Raw genomic sequence first — 21,969 nt, 5'->3', positions numbered from 1 at the left:
GTTGCCGTACGGGTTCGGGGATCCTTCGTACGAATCCCCCGTACGAGGGAACGAAGGCGAAGCCGATCGGTCACTGAACGCTAGGCAGCCGACGCCGGGAGCCCGGACAGCACACGGCCCCGGGCCGCCGTTTCCCACTCGAACGGACGGCTCCGGGGCCGGTGATGATCATCTGATCGCAGGCTCGCGCCCGGGGCGCCCACCGTGCGGCAGGCGCCCCGGGCGCGCGTTCACCGTGACGCGTCGGTCACAGCTTGGTCCAGGCCTCCGTCAGCGTGGCGCGCAGGATCTGCTCGATCTCGTCGAAGGTCTCCTGGTCGGAGATCAGCGGCGGGGCGAGCTGGACGACCGGGTCGCCGCGGTCGTCGGCACGGCAGTACAGGCCGTTGTCGTAGAGCGCCTTGGAGAGGAAGCCGTACAGGACGCGCTCGGTCTCCTCGTCGTTGAAGGACTCCTTGGTGTTCTTGTCCTTCACCAGCTCGATGCCGTAGAAGAAGCCGTTGCCGCGGACGTCGCCGACGATCGGCAGGTCGTGCAGCTTCTGCAGGGTGGACAGGAACGCGCCCTCGTTGTCCAGCACGTGCTGGTTGAGGCCCTCGCGCTCGAACAGGTCGAGGTTGGCGAGGCCGACCGCGGCGGAGACCGGGTGGCCGCCGAAGGTGTAGCCGTGCAGGAAGGTGTTGTCGCCCTTGTAGAACGGCTCGGCCAGGCGGTCGGAGATGATGCACGCGCCGATCGGGGAGTAGCCCGAGGTCATGCCCTTGGCGCAGGTGATCATGTCCGGGACGTAGCCGAACTTGTCGCAGGCGAACATGGTGCCGAGGCGGCCGAAGGCGCAGATGACCTCGTCGGAGACGAGCAGCACGTCGTACTGGTCGCAGATCTCGCGCACCCGCTGGAAGTAGCCGGGCGGGGGCGGGAAGCAGCCGCCGGCGTTCTGCACCGGCTCCAGGAAGACGGCCGCGACGGTGTCGGGGCCCTCGAAGAGGATCTGCTGCTCGATCTGGTCGGCGGCCCAGCGGCCGAAGGCCTCGGGGTCGTCGCCGAAGAGCGGGGCGCGGTAGATGTTGGTGTTCGGGACCTTGTGCGCGCCCGGCACCAGCGGCTCGAAGGGGGCCTTCAGGCCCGGCAGGCCGGTGATGGACAGGGCGCCCTGCGGGGTGCCGTGGTAGGCGACCGCGCGGGATATGACCTTGTGCTTGGTGGGCTTGCCGACCAGCTTGAAGTACTGCTTGGCGAGCTTCCAGGCGGTCTCCACCGCCTCACCGCCGCCGGTGGTGAAGAAGACCTTGTTCAGGTCGCCCGGCGCGTAGTCGGCCAGCCGCTCCGCCAGCTCGACGGCCTTGGGGTGGGCGTACGACCACACCGGGAAGAACGCCAGCTCCTGCGCCTGCTTGAAGGCGGTCTCGGCCAGCTCGGTGCGGCCGTGGCCGGCCTGGACCACGAACAGACCCGCGAGACCGTCGAGGTAGCGCTTGCCCTTGTCGTCGTAGATGTAGGTGCCCTCGCCGCGCACGATGGTCGGCACGGGCGCGTTCTCGTACGAGGACATGCGGGTGAAGTGCATCCACAGGTGGTCGTACGCGGTTCGGCTGAGGTCCTTGCTCACGGTTATCGGGTTCCCCACATGTAGGTCTGCTTCTTGAGCTTCAGGTAAACGAAGCTCTCGGTGGAGCGCACGCCGGGCAGGGCCCGGATGCGTTTGTTGATGACGTCCAGCAGGTGGTCGTCGTCCTCGCAGACGATCTCGGCGAGGATGTCGAACGAGCCCGCGGTCATCACCACGTACTCGACTTCCGACATGTCAGTCAGCGCGTCCGCTATGGCCTCGACATCGCCCTCGACGTTGATGCCGACCATCGCCTGCCGGCGGAAGCCCACGGTGAGCGGGTCCGTGACGGCGACGATCTGCATGACGCCCTGGTCCAGCAGTTTCTGGACGCGCTGGCGCACGGCCGCCTCGGAGAGGCCGACCGCCTTGCCGATCGCGGCGTAGGGCCGGCGGCCGTCCTCCTGGAGCTGCTGGATGATGGCGAGGGAGACGGCGTCCAGCTGGGGGGTGCCGTTCCCGTTGCGGGACTCGCGGGACGAGTCCCTCTGCTCTGCGCTTCGACTGGCCACGACCTCACTGTGCACGACGTCTCGACAGTTTTGCAAGGCTTGGGCGATGAAATTCGTTGTTTGAGTGCTCGCGGTTTGCGGATTTCGCAGAACTGGTGGCGGCGGGGGTGTTGAAAACGCGGCCGCGCCGACTAGGGTGGGTGTCTCAGTGATTGGACACCTGCACCAGCCAAGGAGGGCCGGCAGTGAGCACCGAGCTGCGTCGTCTGCGCAACTACATCGACGGTGAGTTCCGGGACGCCGCCGACGGACGGACCACCGAGGTGGTCAACCCCGCGACCGGCGAGGCGTACGCGACCGCGCCCCTGTCCGGCCAGGCGGACGTCGACGCCGCCATGGCCGCCGCCGCGGCGGCCTTCCCGGCCTGGCGCGACACCACCCCGGCCGAGCGCCAGAAGGCCCTGCTGAAGATCGCGGACGCCTTCGAGGAGCGCGCCGAGGAACTGATCGCGGCCGAGGTGGAGAACACGGGCAAGCCCATCGGGCTCACCCGCTCCGAGGAGATCCCGCCGATGGTCGACCAGATCCGCTTCTTCGCGGGCGCGGCGCGGATGCTGGAAGGCCGCTCGGCCGGCGAGTACATGGAGGGCCTGACCTCCATCGTGCGCCGCGAGCCGATCGGCGTCTGCGCGCAGGTCGCGCCGTGGAACTACCCGATGATGATGGCCGTGTGGAAGTTCGCCCCGGCCCTCGCCGCGGGCAACACGGTCGTCCTCAAGCCCTCGGACACCACCCCCGCCTCCACGGTCCTGATCGCCGACATCATCGGCTCGGTCCTGCCCAAGGGCGTCTTCAACGTCGTCTGCGGCGACCGCGACACCGGCCGTCTGATGGTGGAGCACCCCACCCCGGCGATGGCCTCCATCACCGGCTCCGTGCGCGCCGGCATGTCGGTCGCCGAGTCCGCCTCCAAGGACCTCAAGCGGGTCCACCTGGAGCTGGGCGGCAAGGCCCCGGTCGTCGTCTTCGAGGACACCGACATCGAGAAGGCCGTCGAGGACATCTCGGTGGCGGGCTTCTTCAACGCCGGCCAGGACTGCACGGCCGCCACCCGCGTGCTCGTGCACGAGTCGATCCACGACGAGTTCGTCGCCGCGCTCGCCAAGGCAGCCGAGGAGGCCAAGACCGGGCAGCCGGACGACGAGGACGTGCTCTTCGGCCCCCTGAACAACCCCAACCAGCTCAAGCAGGTCGCCGGCTTCATCGAGCGGCTGCCCGCCCACGCCAAGGTCGAGGCCGGCGGCCACCAGGTCGGCGACAAGGGCTACTTCTACGCCGCGACCGTCGTCTCGGGCCTCAAGCAGGACGACGAGATCATCCAGAAGGAGGTCTTCGGCCCGGTCATCACCGTCCAGTCCTTCACCGACGAGGACCAGGCCGTCGAGTGGGCCAACGGCGTCGAGTACGCGCTGGCCTCCTCGGTGTGGACCAAGGACCACTCCCGCGCCATGCGGATGTCCAAGAAGCTCGACTTCGGCTGCGTGTGGATCAACACCCACATCCCGCTGGTCGCCGAGATGCCGCACGGCGGCTTCAAGAAGTCCGGCTACGGCAAGGACCTGTCGGCGTACGGCTTCGAGGACTACACGCGGATCAAGCACGTGATGACGTCGCTGGACGCGTAACGCTCCGCGGGGCCGCCGGGTCCGTCCTCGGGTGCGAGAAGTCGCCGTCGCAACGGCGGCCCTCCGGCACCCGTGGCGCCCGGTGTACGACCGGCGCCCGCCGTATGACCCGCGACCCCGGACGGAGGACGGACCGTCCGGGGTCGCGTCGTGCCGTCCGGCGAGCGGCACCGCGCTCCGGCCCGCCGGCGGGACCGAGGGGGCGGGCGCTGATCGACAACGTGTCGCCTGTGTACCGGCGGGCTCGACGGAGCGTCGATTGTCCCGGTCCCGGCCGTCGCGGCATGCTGCGCCAATGCCCCGGACACCGATGACGCCCCCGAAGCCCCTCGCGAGCGCGCCCGCACCCTCCCGCCGTTCCCTGCTGCGCGCGCTCGGCGCCGCGTCCGCGCTCGGCGCGCTCGCCGGCTGCGGGGTGCCCGCCGCCTACGTCCGGCCCGGCGAGCGCGCGGTCCCGGACACCTCCGCCACCGACAAGCAGCTGTCCTGGTCGAACTGGCCGCTCTACATCGACACCGACGACAAGAACCCCGACCGGCGGCCCACCCTGGAGGCCTTCGAGAAGCGCACCGGGATCTCCGTGCACTACTCGGAGGAGATCAACGACAACGACGAGTTCTTCGGAAAGATCAGTCCCGCGCTGATGAACCACCAGAAGCCCGGCCGCGACCTCATCGTCATCAGCGACTGGATGTGCGCGCGGTTCGTCCGCCTCGGCTGGGTGCAGGAGATGGACCGCGCCCGCCAGCCCCACGTGGCCGCCGAACTGGACCCGCTGCTGCGCACGCCGGCCTTCGACCCCGGCCGGCGGTTCACCGTGCCGTACCAGTCGGGCATCACCGGCATCGCCTACGACCGCCGCCGCCTCGGCCGCGAGATCCGAGCCGTCTCCGACCTGTGGGCGAGCGACCTGAAGGGCCGGGTGACCCTGCTGTCCGGGCTCGACGAGGCGTTCGCGCTGCTGATGCAGGGCGACGGCGTCGACATCCGCAGGTGGAAGGCGGAGGACTTCCACCGGATGTGCGACCAGGTCGAGAAGCAGGTGGCGCGCGGCCAGATCCGCCGCTTCACCGGCAACGACTACACCAAGGACCTGGTCAGCGGCGACGTCCTGGCCTGCCAGGCCTACTCCGGCGACGTCATCCAGCTCCAGGCGGACAACCCGGACATCCGCTTCGTCGTCCCCGAGGAGGGCGCCGAGCTGTGGTCCGACTCCCTGATGATCCCCAACCGGGCCGCCCACAAGACCAACGCCGAACGCCTGATCGACTACTACTACGAACCCGAGGTCGCCGCCGAGCTGGCCGCCTGGGTGAACTACGTGTGCCCGGTCCCGGCCGCCCAGGAGGTGCTGGCCGGGTCCAAGGACGAGGACACGGCCGCCCTGGCCGGCAACCCCCTGATCTTCCCCGACGCCGCCATGCGCCGCCGCCTGGCCGTCGCCCGCGACATGACGTCCACGGAACGCCTGGAGTTCGCCCGGCGGTGGAACAAGATCGTGGGGTTGTAGGCCGCGGGTGCGGCCGAAGGCCCCGCGGGCGGCGGGGCCTTCGTCTGTCCTGCCGCAGGGGCGGCTCAGCCGCCGTTGGACGGGCCGAAGAACTCGATCTCGGCGATGGAGACCTGCTTGCTGGCCGAGGGCTGGTACGCGGTCTCCAGGACGAAGCGCACCGCCGAGACCTTGCCCACCCGGAACGCGCGGCGCTGGCCGCCCGCGCCCTGGTCGAGGACGAGTTCCCGCTTCGTCGTCTTGCCGTCGGCCAGCGTGATCAGCGCCTCCACGCGGTGCGGCAGCGCCGACTGGGAGAGCTGGTCGGGGCGCGTGGACACCCCCGGTGTGATGATCAGGTCCAGCAGTCGGGTCGGCTCGGAGAACCGCGCCTCGATCCACTGGCCCTGGCCCGACTCGGACACCCCGGGACCCCACCAGGTGTTGCTGAGCTTGTCGAAGGCCAGGTCGGGCTTGTGTCCCGGGAAGGAGCGGGACGCGGTGACCCGGTCCGGCGCGACCGGGGCCCGCTTGGCGAAGTGGTCGCGCGTCGCCTGGACGCCCTGCGGGATGTGCACCACCAACACGATCAGCAGCGTCAGGACGACGGCCGCGACCAGCCAGGCCAGCACCCGGTCGAAGGCCCGGCGCAGGCGCGGCCGGTCACCGGCCCACGGGGCCTCGCGGTTGCCGGCCGCCGTCAGCCGCCGCCACCAGGGCAGCCGCCCCGGCGTCTGGCCGCCGCCGGCCATCGGCATCGCGCAGCGCGTGCAGTAGTGCCGGTCGGGCCGGTTGCGCGTCTGGCACCACGGGCACGGCGTCCCGCCGTCGGCGCCCAACTCCTCGCCGGGCGCCCGTACGGTCTGCGGACGCTGCGCGACCGGGCGGCCCGGCAGCACCGGGGCCACCGAGGGGGACGGAGCGGCCTGCGGCTGCGGGTCGGCGACCGGGATGAGCAGCTGCCGCGCCCGGTCCGTCATCCCCTCGTCCTCACCGGGAGGCTCGGTGGTGGGGAGCGGGGTGGTGGCGGCGTTCTCGTCCACGGCCGGGGCGGGGACGCCCGGCGCGGGCACGGGGGGCTGGGGGACGGTGTCCGCCGACGGCGAGGTGCCGGGGGCGGGGTGGGGCGGGGACGCCGGGTTCGCGGCGTCGGCGGCGTCGCCGTTGTCGGTGCGGTGCGGCGCGGGGTCGGCGGCGCTGCCGGGTCCGCCGTCGGCGGCGGTGGGCCGGGGCGGGGTTCCGCCGGTTCCGGAGGCCGGCGCCGACGGTCCGCCTGCCGCCCCCGGGGGCCCGGCGTGCGCCCCGGCGGGTTCGCCCGAGCCGCCCGGACGCGCGTCGGCAGCCGCCGTCCCGCCGGTCGCCGGCGCACCGGCGGTCACGGAGGCCCCGGCGCTCCCGGCGGCGGCCACCGGCCCGTCGGCCGGCCGGCCACCGGCAGACCGCGGCGTCCCCGGGGCACCCGGCGCACCGGTGGATCCGGAGGCGTCAGCGGACCCCGACGCCTCGGCAGACCCCGACGCCCCGGCGCCCGCCGTCGCCGCGGCCGCCGCACGCGGCGCGGCCGACCGGTCGGTCCAGCTCAGCACCGCCCCGCAGGCGTCGCAGAACGACTGGCCCGGTTCCGCGCGGGTGCCGCATTCGGCGCAGTTCTGGGTGGTCGTCATCTCTCGGAGGTCCTTTCGGCGGGGACGGCGGCTTCCGTGGCGGTCACCTGAACCGTGTACGGCATATGGGCGGGGCGGGCGGCGGCGACCAGGGTGTCCAGGCGGTGCCGGTCCGCGGTGGTGGGGTGAGGCAGCCGCAGATGGACGTGCAGTCGGGGCCGCCGCTCGCCGGGCACCGGACCGAGCGGTCGCGCGCTCCAGTCGGCCGCCCCGCTCTCGCTGATCTCCGGCGCCACGCCGAAGGCCAGCCGTACGGTCTCCGACAGCCCGCGCCGGGTCCCGCGGATGCGGTGCAGATACGCCGCGGCGGCCACCGCCGCACGCAGCAGCGGCTCCGGTTCACCGCCCTCGGTCTCCGCGCCGACCCAGCCGCCGAGCCACCGGACGAAGTCCAGCGGGGCGACCGAGGGCCGGAAGTACGTGTCGAGGCAGTCCAGGACGCTCAGGATCGGCGCCATCACCTCGTCCAGACCGCCGACGAAGCGCTGCGCGAGGTCGTCGTCGGCGAACACCGCCGGCAGCATCATGCCGATCGGCGCGGACGAGCCGAGCCCGTCGATGGAACCCCGCATCAGGCACCGTCCCCGATCACACGCACCCGGTGGTCGAAGGAGAACACCAGGGAGGGCCGGGACAGGTCGATACGGTCGGTCGCCTCGCCGCGCTTGCCGGTCAGCGGGTCGGCCGGGTGCAGCACCACCTGGTCGACCAGCTCCACTCCCGGCACCCGCTGGAGCACCGCGAACACCTCACCGGACTGCACCGGCCGCCCGAACGGCCAGCCGGCCCCGTCCGCACCGCCGGTGAGCGGGTCGAGGTGCCGGTACAGCGCGTCGTGCGCGTCGCGGCGCACCCGGTCGGTGTCCACGCCCCGGAAGGCGTGCACGGTCGCCACCACCGTCACCCCCTGGTAGTACGGCGGCCCCACCGCCAACCGGGTGCCGATCAGGCGTCGTTCGTCCAGGTGCCGGGTGATCCGGTCCAGCAGGGCGTCACCGGGGACCAGTTGCTCGAAGCGCAGCCGGCCGCCCGGGTCCGCGACCGCCTGCGGCACCACCAACACCCGTACCGCATAGGCCCCGTGTTCGCCCTCCTCGCCCTCCAGGCAGGTGATCCGCGCCGTCTCCGGGGCGGCCCGGCGGGCCAGCTCCTCGTAGTCGCGCAGGGTCACGGCACGCTCCTGGGCGCGCAGGGTGATCGGCGCGCGGACCTTCGCCTCCGCCACGGTCTCCCCGTCGACGCCGCCACGCGCCGCCTCGCGGTTGACGACCTCCGAGACGTACGGGATCGAGGTGCGCAGGATCTGCACCGCCCCGCGGGCCACGTTGCCCGCGCGGCCGCCGCCGGTGCGGTAGCGGTGGGCGCGGATCGGCGAGCCCTTGGGGGCGACCGCACCGAACTGGCGCAGCGAGCCGTCCGGTTCGCGCACCGCGGGACCGAAGGCGATCTCGCCGGTGGTGGCGTCGAGGGTGATGTGCCGGTCGCCGGGCCCGGAGGCGGCGAAGTTCGGCACCACCCGCCAGTCCCGCCAGCCCTCGGGCTCGGCCGTCTGCAGCAGCAGCGGCGGGTCGTCGCCGACGACGGGGGCGTGCGCCAGGCGCAGCCGCTGCCCCGGCAGCCCGGTGGACTCGCCGAGCGCCTCGTCGTACACCGTCTCGGCGTGCACGACGGCGGTGGTGCCGCCCACGGTGAACGCCTCGGCGGCCCGGACCGTCGGGGAGGTGGTGTAGAACGGCTGACCGGAGTGGGGCTCGGTGACCCGGCAGCGCAGCCAGCCCGCCTCCTGCCCGGCGTTCCGGGACAGCACGTGCCCGCCGGGGACGTGCAGGATCACCTCGCCGGGCCGGTTGAGGCCGCCCGTGCCGTCCCGGTCCACCTCGCACGGCCGCCAGCCGTCCGCCGTCCACGCCTCCCACACCAGCGGCGGCTGCCGCGGGTCCACGCCGACGCCGTCCACCCGGCTGTCCAGGTCCAGCGCGACGGCGCAGTGCGGCACCGCCGCCGACAGGCCGAACAGCATGCAGTCGCCGGGGTCGGGGGACTCGGCGAAGCACAGCACGTCCTTGCCCTCCTCGGCCAGGTCGTGCGTGCGGTCGATCGCCGCCTCGCCCCGGTGCTGCACCAGCAGGTGCCGCAACTCGCTGGGCACCACACTCAGTTCGCGCTCGGTGGCGAAGACGACGGCCTCCTCGCTCTCGGTGCGCAGCGTGGCGACCTCGGTGCCCACCGGCACCGAGACCGGCTCCTCCTGCGGCGCCGCCAGCCAGAACGTGACGTCGGTGCGGGCCGCCGACGGCGGGAACAGCGTGATCCCGACCAGGTCCAGGAAGGCCAGGTGGTTCTTCTCCGGCACCCGGTTGAGCCGGTAGACGATCTGGTCGGCCATGTGGGCGACCGTCTCGACCAGGGTGACGCCCGGGTCGGAGACGTTGTGGTCGGTCCACTCCGGCGCGCGCTGCTGGATGTAGCGCTTGGCGTCGTCGACGAACTGCTGGAAGCGGCGGTCGTCGAGGTTGGGGGAGGGCAGTGCCATCAGCGATCGCTTTCCGGAGCCGCGGAGGGGCCGGGGCCGCCCTCGGGCTCGTCGTGGGACGGAATGACGTAGAAGGGGAAGACGAGGCTGCGCGGGTTGTTGGTGCCGCGGATCGAGTAGCGCACGTCGATGTAGAGGACGCTGCGGTCGCCGCCCGCCGTCACCTCCACGTCGTCCACCTCGATCCGCGGTTCCCAGCGGTCCAGGCTGGCGTGCACCTCGTGCTGGATACGGCCCGCGGTCTGCTCGTTGACCGGGGCGAAGACCAGGTCGTGGATGGCGCAGCCGAAGTCGGGCCGCATCGGCCGCTCGCCCGGCGCGGTGGACAGCACCAGCCGGATCGCCTCCTCGATCTCCCGCTCCCCGCTGACCAGCGCGATCCCGCCGGTCGGCCCGATCCGCAACGGGAACGACCACCCGGACCCGACGAACTGCTCGGCCATCAGCGCCCCACCCGCCTTCCACGGAACCGGCCACGACGACGACTACTGCTGGAAGAAGCCTGGTTCACGGGATCACCATCGGCACCGGGATCGTGGTCACCCCGAACACGGGAGAGGCGACCAGCGTGGTCGGCGCCTTGATCGTCGTGTTGACGGCCGAGGTGATCTGCACCGTGCCCCCGCCGGTCAGGTTGGCGATGCCGCCCGCCGTCAGGTTCAGCGCGCCCACGGTGTTCACACCTATCTCGCCCGCCGCCCGCACGTTCACCAGGCTCGCGCTCTGGATGTTCAGCGGGCCGCCGCTCTTGAGGGTCAGGCTGCGCCCGGCGCTCAGCGAGAGGTCGCCGCCCGCCTCCACCGACACCGACCGGGTGCCCTTGATCGTCACCGAACCCTTGCTGTCCACCACGATCTCGGTGTTCGTCCGGTCGAGATTGATCGTCAGCCGCTTGTCGCCGGACACCAGCCGCACCCCCTGCTTGCGGCCCCCGGTCTTCTGGCTGAGCAGGTCCATGCGGTTGCCGTCCCGGTCGGAGACGGTGTGCCGGCTCGCCTTCTTGCGCACGGTGTCGTGCAACGGCACATCGCTGACCACCGTGGGCTTGTCCCGGCCGTTGTACAGCCCGCCGATGACGAACGGATGGTCCAGCGCGCCCCGGTCGAAGGCGACCAGCACCTCGTCGTTGACGTCCAGCGGGAAGATCCCGCCGCCGTCCAGGCCGCCGAGCTGCACGGTCCGCGTCCAGTCGCTCACGTACGTGTCGTCCAGCCACGGGAACTGCAACCGCACCCGGCCCTGCTTCAGCGGGTCGTTCACGTCCGTCACCAGCGCGTTGGCCACACTCGGCAGCCGCGGCGCGGTGTCCGAACCGCCCGACGCCAGCCCGTACAGCGAACGCCACTGCCGCCCGCTGACCGTCACCCACACCTCGTAGTGCTTGCCGTCACCGAAGACGTGCCGGACCGACGTCACCGTGTACTTGCCCTCGAACGGCACGCCGACATCCGCCAGCGCCACCGGCACTCCCGGCCGCAGCAGGGGGTTTCCGCGCGCCACGACCTCCAGTTCGCCGAACGAGCCGGTCACGTCGTCGGCGAGCGCGTCGGCCGCGAACTTCACCTCGTTCTGCTTGTCGTAGGGCGTGCCCGTCTCCACCAGCTTCGCCGCCCCGAACTTCCCGGCCGCCGCACCCGGCGTGGTGCCGATGGTGATGCCCGGGTTGGCGACGGCCGGCGCGGTCGCCGTCAGCTTCTTCTTCGTCGTCACGTCCCAGCCGCGCGCCTCGACCTTGCCCACCTGGTCGGAGGCGGTGACCGCGGCCCGCAGCCGCAGGATGTCGTGCCCGGCCTGCAACACGAACGGGCTCTTCTCGCCGTCGGTGCTCGGCGAGGGCGCCCCGGAGGCCGACTTCGGCTTCACGAACTGGAACTTGCCCTTCGCGTCCACCGACATGACCATCTCGTTCTCGTCGGCCAGCCGCGCCAGGAAGTCCCAGTCGGTCACATTGGACTGGCTGATGAACTCGTACACCGTCCGCGTCGACTCGATCTTCCCGACCGGCACCCCGTCCTGCGCGGCCAGCTTGCGCGCGATGTCGGACGCGCTCTGGTTGCGGTAGGCCGCCACCCGCCGCCGGCGCAGCAGCCGGTGCCCGAGGTCGTAGCCCCGGACGACGGTGAAGCTGCCGGTGCCGTCGTAGTCGGCCTCCAGGCCCGTGACCTCGCCGGTCAGCAGCGGATCGCCGGACCCGTCGCCGTCGGCCACCGGCGCCAGCACCACCTTGGTCCCGAACGTGATGCCCAGCTCGCCCAGCAGCAGCCGGTAGGGGTCGCGGAAGGTCAGCCGGAACGCCGCCGGCACCCCCACCCCCTGGTCGACATAGCAGTCCACCAGGTCGGAGGCGTACTCGGGCGGCAGTTTGGCGCCCCCGACGCGCACGTCGATGACATTGGAGAACGCGGACTGCACCATCAGCCACGCACCTCCTCGGCGGCCGGCATGATCAGCTCGGTGCCGGTGGGCAGCGACTGCGGGTCGTCGATGCCGTTGACCTCGGCGATGGCCCGCCAGGCGGCCGCGTTGCCGTACTCCCGCCAGGCCAGCGACTGGAGCGAATCGCCCGCCACCACCCGGTGCACCCGCTGCGCGGTCAGCGCGCCCGACGTCGGGTTCTGCCCCTTGGTGCGGCTCGGGATCTCGTGCAACTGCATCCGGCAGGTCGCCCGGATCGGCACGCCCGTCGTCCCGAACAGCGTGTAACTGGCCTCCACCGAGCTGACGTACGCCGTGAAGCGCGCCGTCGAGAACGACCCCCACTGGAAGACCACCCACGGCGGCGACGGCTGCTTGGCCGCGACGCTCTGGGCCGTCACCTCGCAGCAGGCGAGCAGCGACTCCACCTTCTTCAGCACGGAGTTGCTCGTCGGGTCGTCGGAGGAGTCCAGGAAGATCTCCAGACTCATCTCACGCGGCTCCGCGCCCATGAACTCCGGTAGCGGCCCCTTGCGTTCGATCTGGGCCGGGGTGACCTTCCAGTTGGCACGACGCGTCATCGACAGTTGCGCCGGGTTGAAGTCGAAGCCGAACGTCTTGATGATCCCGCCGGGCGTCCTGCTCTTGCCCTTGGGCGGCTGATGGATCGCGAGCGTGGCCCGCACCAGGCTCTTGCCCGCACCGCCCCTGCTGCCTTTCGCCATGTCTCCGTATCCCCTCAGTCCGCTCGGTCGGCTCAGTCCGTGAACCCGTGGTGGGCGATCTCCAGCACCTCGGTCGCCACGGCCGGGCTCGCGGGGTCGAGCGTGGGACCCGTCCAGCTCACCGGCAGCACGTCGATCAGTCCCCAGCGCGCCACCTCCGAACCGTCCGCGCGCAGCGCCGCGATCTGCGCGGTGGGCCGCTTGATGCCGGTCTGCACGGACGAGATCCACTTGGCGACCTTGGCGGTGTCAGGGGTGAGCGGGCGGGTCAGCCGGATCGTGGAGAACGTCACACGTGTCGGCAGATGCCAGACGAAGCCGTTGTTGCCGCCCTCCTGGCGGTGCTCGACCTCCACCTGCGACGACAGGCCCTCGCAGCCGTTGAAGTAGCCGAGGCTCTCGCCGTCGATGCTGAGGGTGAACCAGATGGTGGAGCCCGGGTCCTGGCGGGACATCGAGGAGGGGCCTTTCTTTCGGTCGCCGTCGTTCCTGGTGGGTGCGGGCGGTGGGCGGTTCGTTGCGGTGTGCCGTGTCCGGTGCGTGGTGGGCGCGTGGCGTCGGGTGTTCAGCGGCGCGGATCGCGGAGCTTGCCGATCCGCTCGCGGTCCAGGCGCAGTTCGGTGCGGATCAGCCGGGTGACGCGGCCGATGATCCGGTGCACCAGCTCGTCGAGCTGGAAGTCGGTCAACTCCCTCGGGTCGAAACCGCCCGGGGGGATCTCCGTGTACTCGGGAGGCGCGCTCGCGTGTGTGGGCGAGGGTGTTCTGGGCGGCGGAGGCGTGGCCGTGCTCGAGGTCCGGGGCGGCGGAGGCGGTGGGGGCGCGGTGGTGCGCGCGGTTGCCGTGTGGGCGGGGGGTGGTGCGGCCGGGGGGTGGTGCGGGGTGGGCGCGGGTTTGTCGGGTTTCGGGGCGCGCTGGACCACGGGGAGGGGCACGGGCAGTTGTGCGGGGGGTGGTGGGGGCGTGGTCGGTACGGGCGGTGGGGTGGGCGAGGTGAGGCGGGCCACCGGGAGCGGGGCGAGAGGGGTGGCCGGAGCCGGAGCCGCCGGGCCGGCCGCGGTCCGTTGCACGGCGACCGGGGTGGACGCCCGGGGGAGGGCGGGAGCCGCCGGGGTGATGAGAGGGGCGACATCGGCCGGGACCGTTGGCAGCGGCGCTCCGAGGGGTGAACGACGCCGGGCGGGAGCGGCGGCCTCCGGAGCGGCCTCGCGCTGAACGGGCAGCGGGGGTGTGCCTACGGGAGCGGTGAGGGGAGCGGCGGGTGAAGTCGGTTGGAGAGCAGGGGCGTTCGGTACGGGGGTGGCGTGGTCTGTCGGCAGGGCGGTCGAGGTGGGAGCGGTGGGGCGCGTGGGCCGGGGGGCGGGCTGCGGTGTGTGTGCTGTACTCCGTTGGACCGACTGGACCGACTGGATCGGCCGATGCTGCGAGGGCGCTTCCGGAGTGGCGTGCGGAGCGCTCGGGGAGGACGCCGACGAGGTCTGCCGGGTCGCCGGGCGCGGGGACTCGCCCGGCAACGGCCGCTGGGCGGGTCGTTCCGACGCCGTATGGACCGCCGGGGCGGTCGTCCGCTGGACGGGAGGGCCGGGCCGGCCGGATCCGTCCGGTCCGGTCGCCGGGGCGGTCGGGCCGGGCTGCGAGGTCGTCGGGGCGGTCGGGCCGGGCTGCGGAGCGGCCGGCGCGACCACCGGGGGCTGCGGGGTGGCTGGTGCCGTGGGCCGTGCCGACACCGGCGCGCCGAGTCCGAGACGCGGTGCGGGACGGCCGGCGCTGCGCTGGACCACCGGTGGGGCGGCGGGCGCGGGGGCGCTCGCGGGGGCTGCCGGGCCCGGGGCGTCGGCCGCGGGGGAGGCGGCCGGCCGGAGGGTTTCGGTGGCGGGGGCGGCCGGGGGCCTGGACTTCCCGGAGGCGGCGGGGGCCGCCGGACGCGCCACGGGGGCGGCGGTCGCAGGGCCGGTCACGGGTCCCTGAGCGGCGGTGGGGTCCGCCTGCGCCCGCTGTACGGGGAGGTCGGCACCCGGCGTGGGCGCGGCCTTGGGCGAGTGCGCCGTCTGTACCGGGCTCACCGGAGCGACGGGGGGCGTGGCCGGGGGAGCGGCCTGGACCGGTGCCGTACCGGACTGCGCCCGCTGTACGGGTACGTCCGCAGCCGAACTCTTCGCGCTGCGGCGGGTGGAGTCGACCGTGCGGGCCGGGGTCGCGGGAGTGGCCGGGGTGGGCGCGGCCGGTGCCGTACCGGAAGGGGTGGGCGTGGGCCGGGCCGGGGTGCCGGGCTCCGGGGCCGGACCCGACGGAGCCGTACGACCGCTCTCGGCCGACGCCCGACGCTGTACGACGGGCCGGGGCCCTTCGGCAGTCGCACCCCCAGCAGCGGGCGGACTCCCGGCGCTCGACGCTCCCGAACGCCGGGGCGCGGAGCCCGCCGAACTGTCCGGCGCCCCCCCGCTCGGCCGCTCGGGTGCCCTGGAGACCGCACCGGTACCCGGGCGCCGTACGGCACCGGGCGCGCCCACGCTCGTCATGCGCGCGGAGGCGGGCGGCGTGCCCGGAGGCCGGAGCGGGGACTCCGCGGAGGCCACCGAGCGGGAAACCGGCGGGGCACCGTCCGGGCCCACCGAAGCCACTGAACCTGCCGAACCCGACGAATCCGCAGGACCTGCCGAACCCACCGACCTCTGGACCGGCGGCACCGGAGCGGCGTTCTCGCCCCCGGCGTGCGCCGACGGCGCCTTCGGCCCACCGGGCGACAGCTCGGTCCGCTGCACCGCAGGCACGGCGCGACCGTCACTTCCGGCGACGGGCGCAGGTGAACCACCCTCCGTGTCACCGGAGTTACGCGCGCTCGCCGTTCCGGGCGCGGCGGCGGCCGGGGACGCGGCCATACGCCGGGACACCGGAAGCACCCGGCCGTGCGTCCGGGTGAGCGACGCGGGAGAAGCCGCAGCCGCCGGTCCCGTGCGGACCGGACTCACCCGCAGTCCGGAGGAGGGAGGAGCCGGACGCACCGGGCGGGCGGCCGACCCCTGAGGGGACACCACCGGTACGACGGGCACAGCCGCAACGCCCGCCCCCGCAGCAGACCCCGCAGCGGAAGGGCCCGCACCGGCTGCCGCCCCCGGGCCGGCGGCCGAGGCAGCCGGCGACGACACACCCGAACCCACCGAGGACGAACCGCCCGACGACGAAGTGACCGAGGACGAACCGCCCGACGACGAAGTGACCGAGGACGAACCGCTCGACGACGAAGTGACCGAGGACGAACCGCCCGACGACGAAGTGACCGAGGACGAACCGCTCGACGACGAACCCACCGCGGCGGAGCCGGACGCACCGGAGCGAGCGGGGCCGCCGCCCGCACCGGCCGGGGCAGCCCCACCGGCAGACGCGGCCGAGGTTCTGGCGACGACGCCCCCAGGACCAGAGGTGCCAACGGACCGGGCGACACCCCCGGAGGCAGGAGCACCCGCGGACCCGGCACCCTGAGCCGCACCGGCAGATGATCCGGCCGCAGCCGAAGGCCGGACGGCCCCCGCCGCGACCACCGGACGAACCGTCCCGCCGGTCGCCCTCGTGAGCGACGCGCCCGAACCACCGGACGGCCGCACGGCACCACCCCCGCCCGACGGCGTACCCGACGCCGACGATGACGACGACACGGACCTGCTCACCACGGGCGGCACGGACGTGCCCGCCACGGGCGCGGCAGAAGTATCCACCACCGGCGGCGCGGACGTGCGCACCCCCGGCGACGGCGTCCCCGACGCCGCGGCCCCCCGCGGCGGAAGCCACCGCAGCGGCACGGCCGGCGCCCGCTGCACCACAGGACCCTGGCCCGCGGCGGACGGCAGCGATGCCGACGGCAGGGCCGCCGCGGGCTGCTCCAGCCCCGTCACCGGCCGACCCGGCAACGGCTGCTGTGCTGTGCCGCCGCCGAGCAGGGCGCTGGAGCGGCCGTCCAGGACGGCATGCGACGCCATGCCCATGAAGGCCGGGTTCTGCCAGGTGGGCAGCCGGCCGCCGAACCCGCGGTCGGCGACGCCGGCCGGGCTCGGGGCGAGCGCCCGCTGGATCGGCGGCAGCGCGGACCAGGCCGCGGGCACCACCGCACGGCCGCCACCCGCCGCCACCTCACCACCGGAAGACACCGCTCCCGGGGACGACACCTCGCCGCCGGCAGACACCGGCCCCTCACCGCCACCGGAGGACACCGACCCCGAAGACGCCTCAGCACCCCCGGAGGACACCGCCCCCGGGGACACGTCACCCCCGTCGTCCGCCCGTCCGCGGAACCGGTCCAGGAACCCCACCGCTCAGCCCTCCGCCCCGGCGCGCGTCACCAGGGACGCGATCTCGCCCGTGTAGCGGCGGCGGTCATGGTGTTCCAGGTCCAGGATCTCGTCCATGCTCCAGTGGAAGTGGTAGGCCACGTACGCGATCTCCTCGTGCAGCCGGTCGGTCGCGTACGTCACGATTCCCCCAGGCGGCTCCCGCCGAGTTCCACCTCGAAGGGCTCCGCGCAGTGCGGGCACCGCACGGCGGCGCGGGTGTGTCCCTCCGCGTTGATCTGGCGGTAGAAGTCCTGGAGGAACGCCAGGTCGGAGGCGAACATGTTCTCCACGATCCCGTCGTGGACCATGGGCAGCGTGCCCAGCCGGGTGATGACCCGGCCGAGCAGCACGACCGACAGGTACGCCGGGTTCTCCTGCACCCGTACGTCGCGCAGCGGGACCAGCTCGTCCCGCGCGGTCGACAGCCGCATCGTCCCGTCCCGGTGCACGGCGCCCGACTCGTCGACGTACCCGCGCGGCAGCTGGAAGGGGAACTCGGTGCGCAGCGCCTCCTGCTGGACCGGGAGCTGGGGCGGCGGGGCCGCCGGCGCTTCCGCCGCCTCCGGCGCGGGTTGCGCCTCCGCCGCGTCCGGGCCGGCGTACGCGACGGCGCCGCCGGCCCTGGCAGCCGTACGCCGCATTACTCGATGACCAGTTCTTCGAACGTGATCGTCACGGTCTCGGTGAGGGCGGCGGCCTCGCCGGCCTTGACCGTGCTCGCGTCGATCTTGCTGCACCAGGCGTTGCGCAGGTGGTAGCGCTTCACCGGGTTGTTCTGGAAGTCCATCATGATGATGGAGGCGTTCTTGCGGGCCGTGGTCATCTGGCCGGTGATCGACTGGTTGATCCACTGGGTGAACGACGCCGACTGGGTCATGCCGCGCACCACCGTGCACGTGCCGTTCTTCTTCACACCCGGCAGGTTCTTGACCACGTTCTGGCCGCCCGGGGTGTTCTGCTGGTAGGTGATGACGTCCTGCTCGATGCTGAGGCCGCTGACCTCGGCCAGGTACTCGACCATCACACCGTCGATCTGGAGGCCGAAATTGTGCGAGGTGAGGGCGTCACCCGGCTGGAGACTCATGAGTTCGCTGTCCTTCTAGGGGTGTTGAGGGCGACGGGCGGAGCGGCGCTCGGGCCTACTCCTCCAACTCGCCGCTGCCGCTGGAGAACTGGGCCAGCCGGAAGATCACGAACTCGGCCGGCTTGACCGGCGCGATGCCGATCTCGCAGACGACGCGGCCGACGTCCACGGACTCCGGCGGGTTGGTCTCCTCGTCGCACTTGACGTAGTACGCCTCTTCGGGGCGCTGCCCGAACAGGGCGCCGCTGCGCCACTCGTTGACCAGGAACGCCGAGATGTTCCGCCGGATCCGGGCCCACAGCGCGTGGTCGTTGGGCTCGAACACCACCCACTGGGTGCCGATCAGGATCGACTCCTCCAGGTAGTTGAAGTACCGGCGGATGTTCAGGTAGCGCCAGGCCGGGTCGGAGGAGAGGGTGCGGGCGCCCCAGACGCGGATGCCGCGGCCGGGGAAGGCGCGGATGCAGTTGACGCCGATCGGGTTGAGCAGGTCCTGCTCCCCGCGGGTGATCTGGGTCTCCAGGTCGACCGCACCGCGCACGACCTCGTTGGCGGGCGCCTTGTGCACGCCGCGCTCGGCGTCGTTGCGGGCCCAGATGCCGGCGATGTGTCCGCTCGGCGGGATCATCCGGGTCTGGCCGCTGCTCGGGTCGAAGGACTTGATCCACGGGTAGTACAGAGCGGCGTACTTGGAGTCGTAGCCGGCCGTCTCCTGCCGCCAGACCCTGATCTGGCGGGCGTTGAGCCCCGGCGGCGGGTCGATGACCGCGACCCGGTCGCCCATCAGCTCGCAGTGCGCGATCAGACCGAGCTGGACCGCCTTGACGGCCTCCAGGTCGATCGCGCCGCGCTGGTAGGCGGCCATCAGGTCGGGCACCGCGACCATCGACACCTCGTCGACGGCCTCCAGGCCGCCGAAGCCGGTGCGGTCCGCGCTGTCGCCGAGGTACTCGGCCGGCCCCGGGTGCGTGTCGCGCGCCGGGTCGGCGGCCGGCACCGCGGGGACGGGCGCCGGGGCGGCCACGGTCACCGTCTGGTTGTCCGGGCGGACCAGCTGCGCGGCCGGCACCGTCTCGGTCACGGTGATGAGCTTGGACCGCTCCTTGACCTGGGTGACGACGTAGTTGCGGCCGCCCTTCTTCGCCGTGACGTCGAAGGTCTCCACCGCCTTGTCGCCGTCCTTGACGATCAGCCGGAACCGCTCGGCCGGGCCCTCGCCCTCCGGGTCGGCGACCTCCACGCTCAGCGAGCCGCCGCCGGGAGCGGAGGCGATGGCCGTCACCGCGAACGTGCCGAGCTGGGTCGGCTCGGCGGCCGGCAGCGCGGCCGGGGCGGCGGAAGCGCCCACCGCGGCAGGCGACTTGGCGGACCGGCCGCTCGACGCGTCCGCGTCCAGGGCCGCGCCCTCGGCGGAGCCGCCGACCCGCACCACATAGGCGGCGGTGCCGCCGTTCTGGAAGAACCCGTAGACCGAGTGCGCCAGGTAGTACCCGTCGGTGAACTCACCGAAGGCCGCGACGTACTGGCTCCAGTTGGTCACCAGCGTCGGCTCGTTGAGCGGTCCGGCCGGGGCGAGCCCCACGAAGGCCGCCACCGAGGTACCCACTCCCTCGATCGGGCGAGAACCGCTGGCCACCTCCTCGACGTAGACGCCGGGCGACAGGTAGGAAGGCATGCTCCGCGCTCCTCGGGGTACGAGTCAGGATCTGGTCCACCCTCGCGCGCGGTGTGCGTCGGCCGAAACGTCCCGCGGTGCCGGGGTGGGGGCACTCCCGTTGCCCACAAGGGCAGGCCGCCGCGCGGTGACCTGGGGTGTCCGTGCCCGCCCGCCGCGTCCCGGCCCGCGGAGGACGGCCGGTCCCCGGCCGGGTCCGGGCGGGGTGACCGTTCGGGCAGTGGCTGTCCGCGCGAGGTGCCTGACCAGGGCGCAACCCGTTCGCAGCGTCGGCGCGTGAGCCCATGGACTTCCCTGGAGCCGGCGTCGGCGACCGTGGACCCCGGTGGCAGTGCGCGTGTGCGGCTGCGGTTGCGACACACCGGCGACGTCGTGGACGAGTACCGCTTCGAGCCGGTGGGTGACATCGCGCCGTGGACGACGGTGGAGCCGCAGACGCTGCGGTTGTGTCCGGGTACCGCGAACCCGACGTGAGCGTCGCGGCCTCCGCGGAACCGGCGGAGGCCGGGGCCACCGCGCTGCCGAGCGCCATGGGTGCGTCGCCCGCCGGCGGGACGTCCCGCGGCGGCGGGGGCGCCGCGGCGGGCGGGACGACGACGGGGCCGGACTCGCACCCCGGCGGACGGAGGCGGCGACGGGCAGGCCGAGGGCGGCGCCGCCTCCGGCGGTTCGGAGGCGAAGGGAGGCGGCGGCGGAGCCCCGGCGAAGAAATCCGAGGCGTTCCCGTACGGCCCGGTCGGCGCCCGTGGCGTCCGGCCGGATCCGGGAGGGTTGCCGTTCCCTCCCCTTAGGGCAGCGATCGTGCCCCGGCGACTCCTGACGCGCCGAAGTGCCCGGCCATAGCGTCGACCGGTGAGCCTTTGGACTTCCCTGGAGCCGGCGTCGGCGACCGTGGACCCCGGTGGCAGTGCGCGTGTGCGGCTGCGGTTGCGCAACACCGGTGACGTCGTGGACGAATATCGCTTCGAGCCGGTGGGTGACATCGCGCCGTGGACGACGGTGGAGCCGCAGACGCTGCGGTTGTACCCGGGTACGACGGGGACGGTGGAGCTGACGTTCGCGCCACCCCGTACTCCGGACGCGACGGCGGGTCCGAATCCGTACGCGGTGCGGATCACGCCGACGGAGCATCCGGAGGCGGTGACGGTTCCGGAGGGGAACCTCACGATCACGCCGTTCACGGAGGTGCGGGCGGAGTTGGTTCCGCCGACGGTGAAGGGCCGTTTCCGGGGGCGTCCTCGCCTTGCCGTGGACAACTTGGGCAATACGAAGGTCACGGCGTCGGTGAGCGGGAGCGACAACGGTGATCAGTTGTCGTACGACCTTCATCCGAGCAATGTGCAGATCGAGCCGGGCCGTGCGGCGTTCGTGAAGGCGACGCTGAAGCCGCGGAAGATCATCTGGTTCGGTGCGAAGGAGCAGCGGCCGTACACGCTGTCCGTGCAGCGCTCGGGCGCGAACCCGCTGCCGGTGGAGGGCACGTACGTCCAGCGCGGGTTCCTGCCCCGCTGGCTGGCCACCTTCTTCGGTGTGTTCCTGGCGCTCGGCATCACCTTCGCCATGCTGTGGATCGCCTACAAGCCCAACGTCAGCAGCGGCGCCACCGAGAAGCTCGCCGAGGCCGGCAGCACGCTCGCGCCGTCGCCCTCGGCCTCCCCGGTCCTGCCCGCCCCGCCGCCCCCTTCCCCAGCGGAGCGTTCACCCGAGGCGCCGGCCGGGGGCGACGGCGGCGGCAGGGGTGACGGCGGCTCCGGCGGTGGCGGCGGCAGCGGCGGTTCGGGCGGCGGACCGGAGAAGGAGAAGCCGAAGCCGAAGCCGGTCGTGCCCGCCTCGAACGTCGTGCTGCGCAACACCACGACCAAGAAGTGCGCGGACATCCCGGGCTACGACAAGGGCACCAAGGCCGGACCCGTGCGCGAGTACACGTGTGACGGCACCTCGCACGACAACCAGCTGTGGGACCTTGAGGTGACGTACCCGAAGGGCGGCCCCGGCGGTGTGCCCCTCTTCCTGATCCGCAACGTCAAGGACCGGTTCTGCATGGACCTCTCCGACTACGGTGCCGCGCCCCTGCGTTCCCCGGTCGCCGAGTACACCTGCGACGGCACCACCGCCGACAACCAGCTGTGGTGGGCCGAGAAGCAGCCGAGCGGCGCCTACTGGATCCGCAACTTCGCCAGCGACAACAAGTGCCTGGACGTGGCGGGCTACAGCGTCGGCGGGAACGACACCCCGCTGACGATCTTCGACTGCTCCAACACCGACGACCAGGAGTGGCTGATCATTCCCCAGAAGTCACCGGCGGGTGAGTGAC

Annotated in this window: 17 protein-coding genes and 1 pseudogene; 4 read left to right on the top strand and 14 right to left on the bottom strand. The window is 72.9% G+C overall.

Annotated elements, in window-relative coordinates; all coding sequences use genetic code 11:
- Positions 1 to 247: 247 nt before the first annotated feature.
- Positions 248 to 1,627 carry an aspartate aminotransferase family protein gene (locus AB0N63_RS22065; protein WP_365530699.1) on the bottom strand — a complete coding sequence of 460 codons (1,380 nt, stop codon included), beginning with the start codon at positions 1,625 to 1,627 and terminating at the stop codon, positions 248 to 250.
- Positions 1,612 to 2,136 carry an Lrp/AsnC family transcriptional regulator gene (locus AB0N63_RS22060; protein ID WP_009190909.1) on the bottom strand — a complete coding sequence of 175 codons (525 nt, stop codon included), beginning with the start codon at positions 2,134 to 2,136 and terminating at the stop codon, positions 1,612 to 1,614. Before AB0N63_RS22060 ends, AB0N63_RS22065 begins: the two co-directional genes overlap by 16 nt.
- A 170-nt stretch (positions 2,137 to 2,306) precedes the next feature.
- Between AB0N63_RS22060 and AB0N63_RS22055 the strand changes: the two genes are divergently transcribed.
- Positions 2,307 to 3,746: a gamma-aminobutyraldehyde dehydrogenase gene (locus AB0N63_RS22055; protein WP_365530698.1), complete on the top strand. Its 1,440-nt coding sequence runs from the start codon at positions 2,307 to 2,309 to the stop codon at positions 3,744 to 3,746.
- A 295-nt stretch (positions 3,747 to 4,041) separates the two neighbouring features.
- Positions 4,042 to 5,256, top strand: coding sequence for a spermidine/putrescine ABC transporter substrate-binding protein (locus tag AB0N63_RS22050; protein WP_365530697.1), 1,215 nt, complete (start codon positions 4,042 to 4,044; stop codon positions 5,254 to 5,256).
- A 65-nt stretch (positions 5,257 to 5,321) separates the two neighbouring features.
- On the opposite strand, the gene AB0N63_RS22045 is transcribed toward AB0N63_RS22050, so the two are convergent.
- From AB0N63_RS22045 to AB0N63_RS21990, 12 genes are all read right to left on the bottom strand, one after another.
- Positions 5,322 to 6,899 (bottom strand): zinc ribbon domain-containing protein, encoded by a 1,578-nt coding sequence (locus AB0N63_RS22045; RefSeq protein ID WP_365530696.1) that lies wholly within the window; start codon positions 6,897 to 6,899, stop codon positions 5,322 to 5,324.
- Entirely contained in the window at positions 6,896 to 7,471 is a 576-nt protein-coding gene (locus AB0N63_RS22040) for a phage tail protein (RefSeq protein ID WP_009190913.1), read from the bottom strand. Before AB0N63_RS22040 ends, AB0N63_RS22045 begins: the two co-directional genes overlap by 4 nt.
- A complete protein-coding gene (locus tag AB0N63_RS22035; protein ID WP_365530695.1) occupies positions 7,471 to 9,432 on the bottom strand; it encodes a putative baseplate assembly protein in 1,962 nt (653 codons plus the stop codon). The genes AB0N63_RS22040 and AB0N63_RS22035 overlap by 1 nt, the downstream gene beginning before the upstream one ends.
- On the bottom strand, positions 9,432 to 9,875 hold the full coding sequence (locus AB0N63_RS22030) for a GPW/gp25 family protein (protein WP_019983129.1): 444 nt from the start codon (positions 9,873 to 9,875) through the stop codon (positions 9,432 to 9,434). The genes AB0N63_RS22035 and AB0N63_RS22030 overlap by 1 nt, the downstream gene beginning before the upstream one ends.
- A gap of 64 nt (positions 9,876 to 9,939) precedes the next feature.
- Positions 9,940 to 11,847: a VgrG-related protein gene (locus AB0N63_RS22025; RefSeq protein ID WP_365530694.1), complete on the bottom strand. Its 1,908-nt coding sequence runs from the start codon at positions 11,845 to 11,847 to the stop codon at positions 9,940 to 9,942.
- Positions 11,847 to 12,572, bottom strand: coding sequence for a tail protein X (locus AB0N63_RS22020; RefSeq protein WP_365530693.1), 726 nt, complete (start codon positions 12,570 to 12,572; stop codon positions 11,847 to 11,849). The genes AB0N63_RS22025 and AB0N63_RS22020 overlap by 1 nt, the downstream gene beginning before the upstream one ends.
- 32 nt (positions 12,573 to 12,604) lie before the next feature.
- Positions 12,605 to 13,027: a phage tail protein gene (locus tag AB0N63_RS22015; RefSeq protein ID WP_009190918.1), complete on the bottom strand. Its 423-nt coding sequence runs from the start codon at positions 13,025 to 13,027 to the stop codon at positions 12,605 to 12,607.
- Between the two features lie 110 nt (positions 13,028 to 13,137).
- Complete coding sequence (locus AB0N63_RS22010; protein WP_019983127.1) at positions 13,138 to 13,260, bottom strand: hypothetical protein; 123 nt, start codon at positions 13,258 to 13,260, stop codon at positions 13,138 to 13,140.
- Between the two features lie 3,618 nt (positions 13,261 to 16,878).
- Entirely contained in the window at positions 16,879 to 17,037 is a 159-nt protein-coding gene (locus tag AB0N63_RS22005; RefSeq protein ID WP_019983125.1) for a DUF6760 family protein, read from the bottom strand.
- The gene (locus AB0N63_RS22000) at positions 17,034 to 17,537 is read right to left on the bottom strand and encodes a hypothetical protein (protein ID WP_365530692.1); all 504 of its coding nucleotides are present in this window, start codon (positions 17,535 to 17,537) and stop codon (positions 17,034 to 17,036) included. Before AB0N63_RS22000 ends, AB0N63_RS22005 begins: the two co-directional genes overlap by 4 nt.
- The gene (locus tag AB0N63_RS21995) at positions 17,537 to 17,980 is read right to left on the bottom strand and encodes a phage tail protein (protein ID WP_009190922.1); all 444 of its coding nucleotides are present in this window, start codon (positions 17,978 to 17,980) and stop codon (positions 17,537 to 17,539) included. Before AB0N63_RS21995 ends, AB0N63_RS22000 begins: the two co-directional genes overlap by 1 nt.
- A gap of 55 nt (positions 17,981 to 18,035) precedes the next feature.
- A complete protein-coding gene (locus AB0N63_RS21990; RefSeq protein ID WP_365530691.1) occupies positions 18,036 to 19,655 on the bottom strand; it encodes a phage tail sheath subtilisin-like domain-containing protein in 1,620 nt (539 codons plus the stop codon).
- A 276-nt stretch (positions 19,656 to 19,931) separates the two neighbouring features.
- Between AB0N63_RS21990 and AB0N63_RS21985 the strand changes: the two are divergent.
- Both AB0N63_RS21985 and AB0N63_RS21980 read left to right on the top strand, forming a co-directional pair.
- Positions 19,932 to 20,114: pseudogene (locus AB0N63_RS21985) on the top strand (hypothetical protein); the annotation flags it as partial.
- Positions 20,115 to 20,507: 393 nt separating this feature from the next.
- On the top strand, positions 20,508 to 21,968 hold the full coding sequence (locus AB0N63_RS21980) for an RICIN domain-containing protein (RefSeq protein ID WP_365530690.1): 1,461 nt from the start codon (positions 20,508 to 20,510) through the stop codon (positions 21,966 to 21,968).
- Position 21,969: the final 1 nt, after the last annotated feature.

The organism is Streptomyces sp. NPDC093260 (assembly GCF_040683715.1).
GTDB classification, from domain to species: Bacteria; Actinomycetota; Actinomycetes; order Streptomycetales; family Streptomycetaceae; genus Streptomyces; species Streptomyces sennicomposti.
This window is presented reverse-complemented; position numbering and strand designations above follow the sequence as displayed.

Coding starts and splice junctions, on each gene's coding strand:
- AB0N63_RS22050 (WP_365530697.1), top strand. CDS start 4,042: ATGCCCCGGACACCGATGACGCCCCCGAAGCCCCTCGCGAGCGCGCCC.
- AB0N63_RS22045 (WP_365530696.1), bottom strand. CDS start 6,899: ATGACGACCACCCAGAACTGCGCCGAATGCGGCACCCGCGCGGAACCG.
- AB0N63_RS22040 (WP_009190913.1), bottom strand. CDS start 7,471: ATGCGGGGTTCCATCGACGGGCTCGGCTCGTCCGCGCCGATCGGCATG.
- AB0N63_RS22035 (WP_365530695.1), bottom strand. CDS start 9,432: ATGGCACTGCCCTCCCCCAACCTCGACGACCGCCGCTTCCAGCAGTTC.
- AB0N63_RS22030 (WP_019983129.1), bottom strand. CDS start 9,875: ATGGCCGAGCAGTTCGTCGGGTCCGGGTGGTCGTTCCCGTTGCGGATC.
- AB0N63_RS22025 (WP_365530694.1), bottom strand. CDS start 11,847: ATGGTGCAGTCCGCGTTCTCCAATGTCATCGACGTGCGCGTCGGGGGC.
- AB0N63_RS22020 (WP_365530693.1), bottom strand. CDS start 12,572: ATGGCGAAAGGCAGCAGGGGCGGTGCGGGCAAGAGCCTGGTGCGGGCC.
- AB0N63_RS22015 (WP_009190918.1), bottom strand. CDS start 13,027: ATGTCCCGCCAGGACCCGGGCTCCACCATCTGGTTCACCCTCAGCATC.
- AB0N63_RS22000 (WP_365530692.1), bottom strand. CDS start 17,537: ATGCGGCGTACGGCTGCCAGGGCCGGCGGCGCCGTCGCGTACGCCGGC.
- AB0N63_RS21995 (WP_009190922.1), bottom strand. CDS start 17,980: ATGAGTCTCCAGCCGGGTGACGCCCTCACCTCGCACAATTTCGGCCTC.
- AB0N63_RS21990 (WP_365530691.1), bottom strand. CDS start 19,655: ATGCCTTCCTACCTGTCGCCCGGCGTCTACGTCGAGGAGGTGGCCAGC.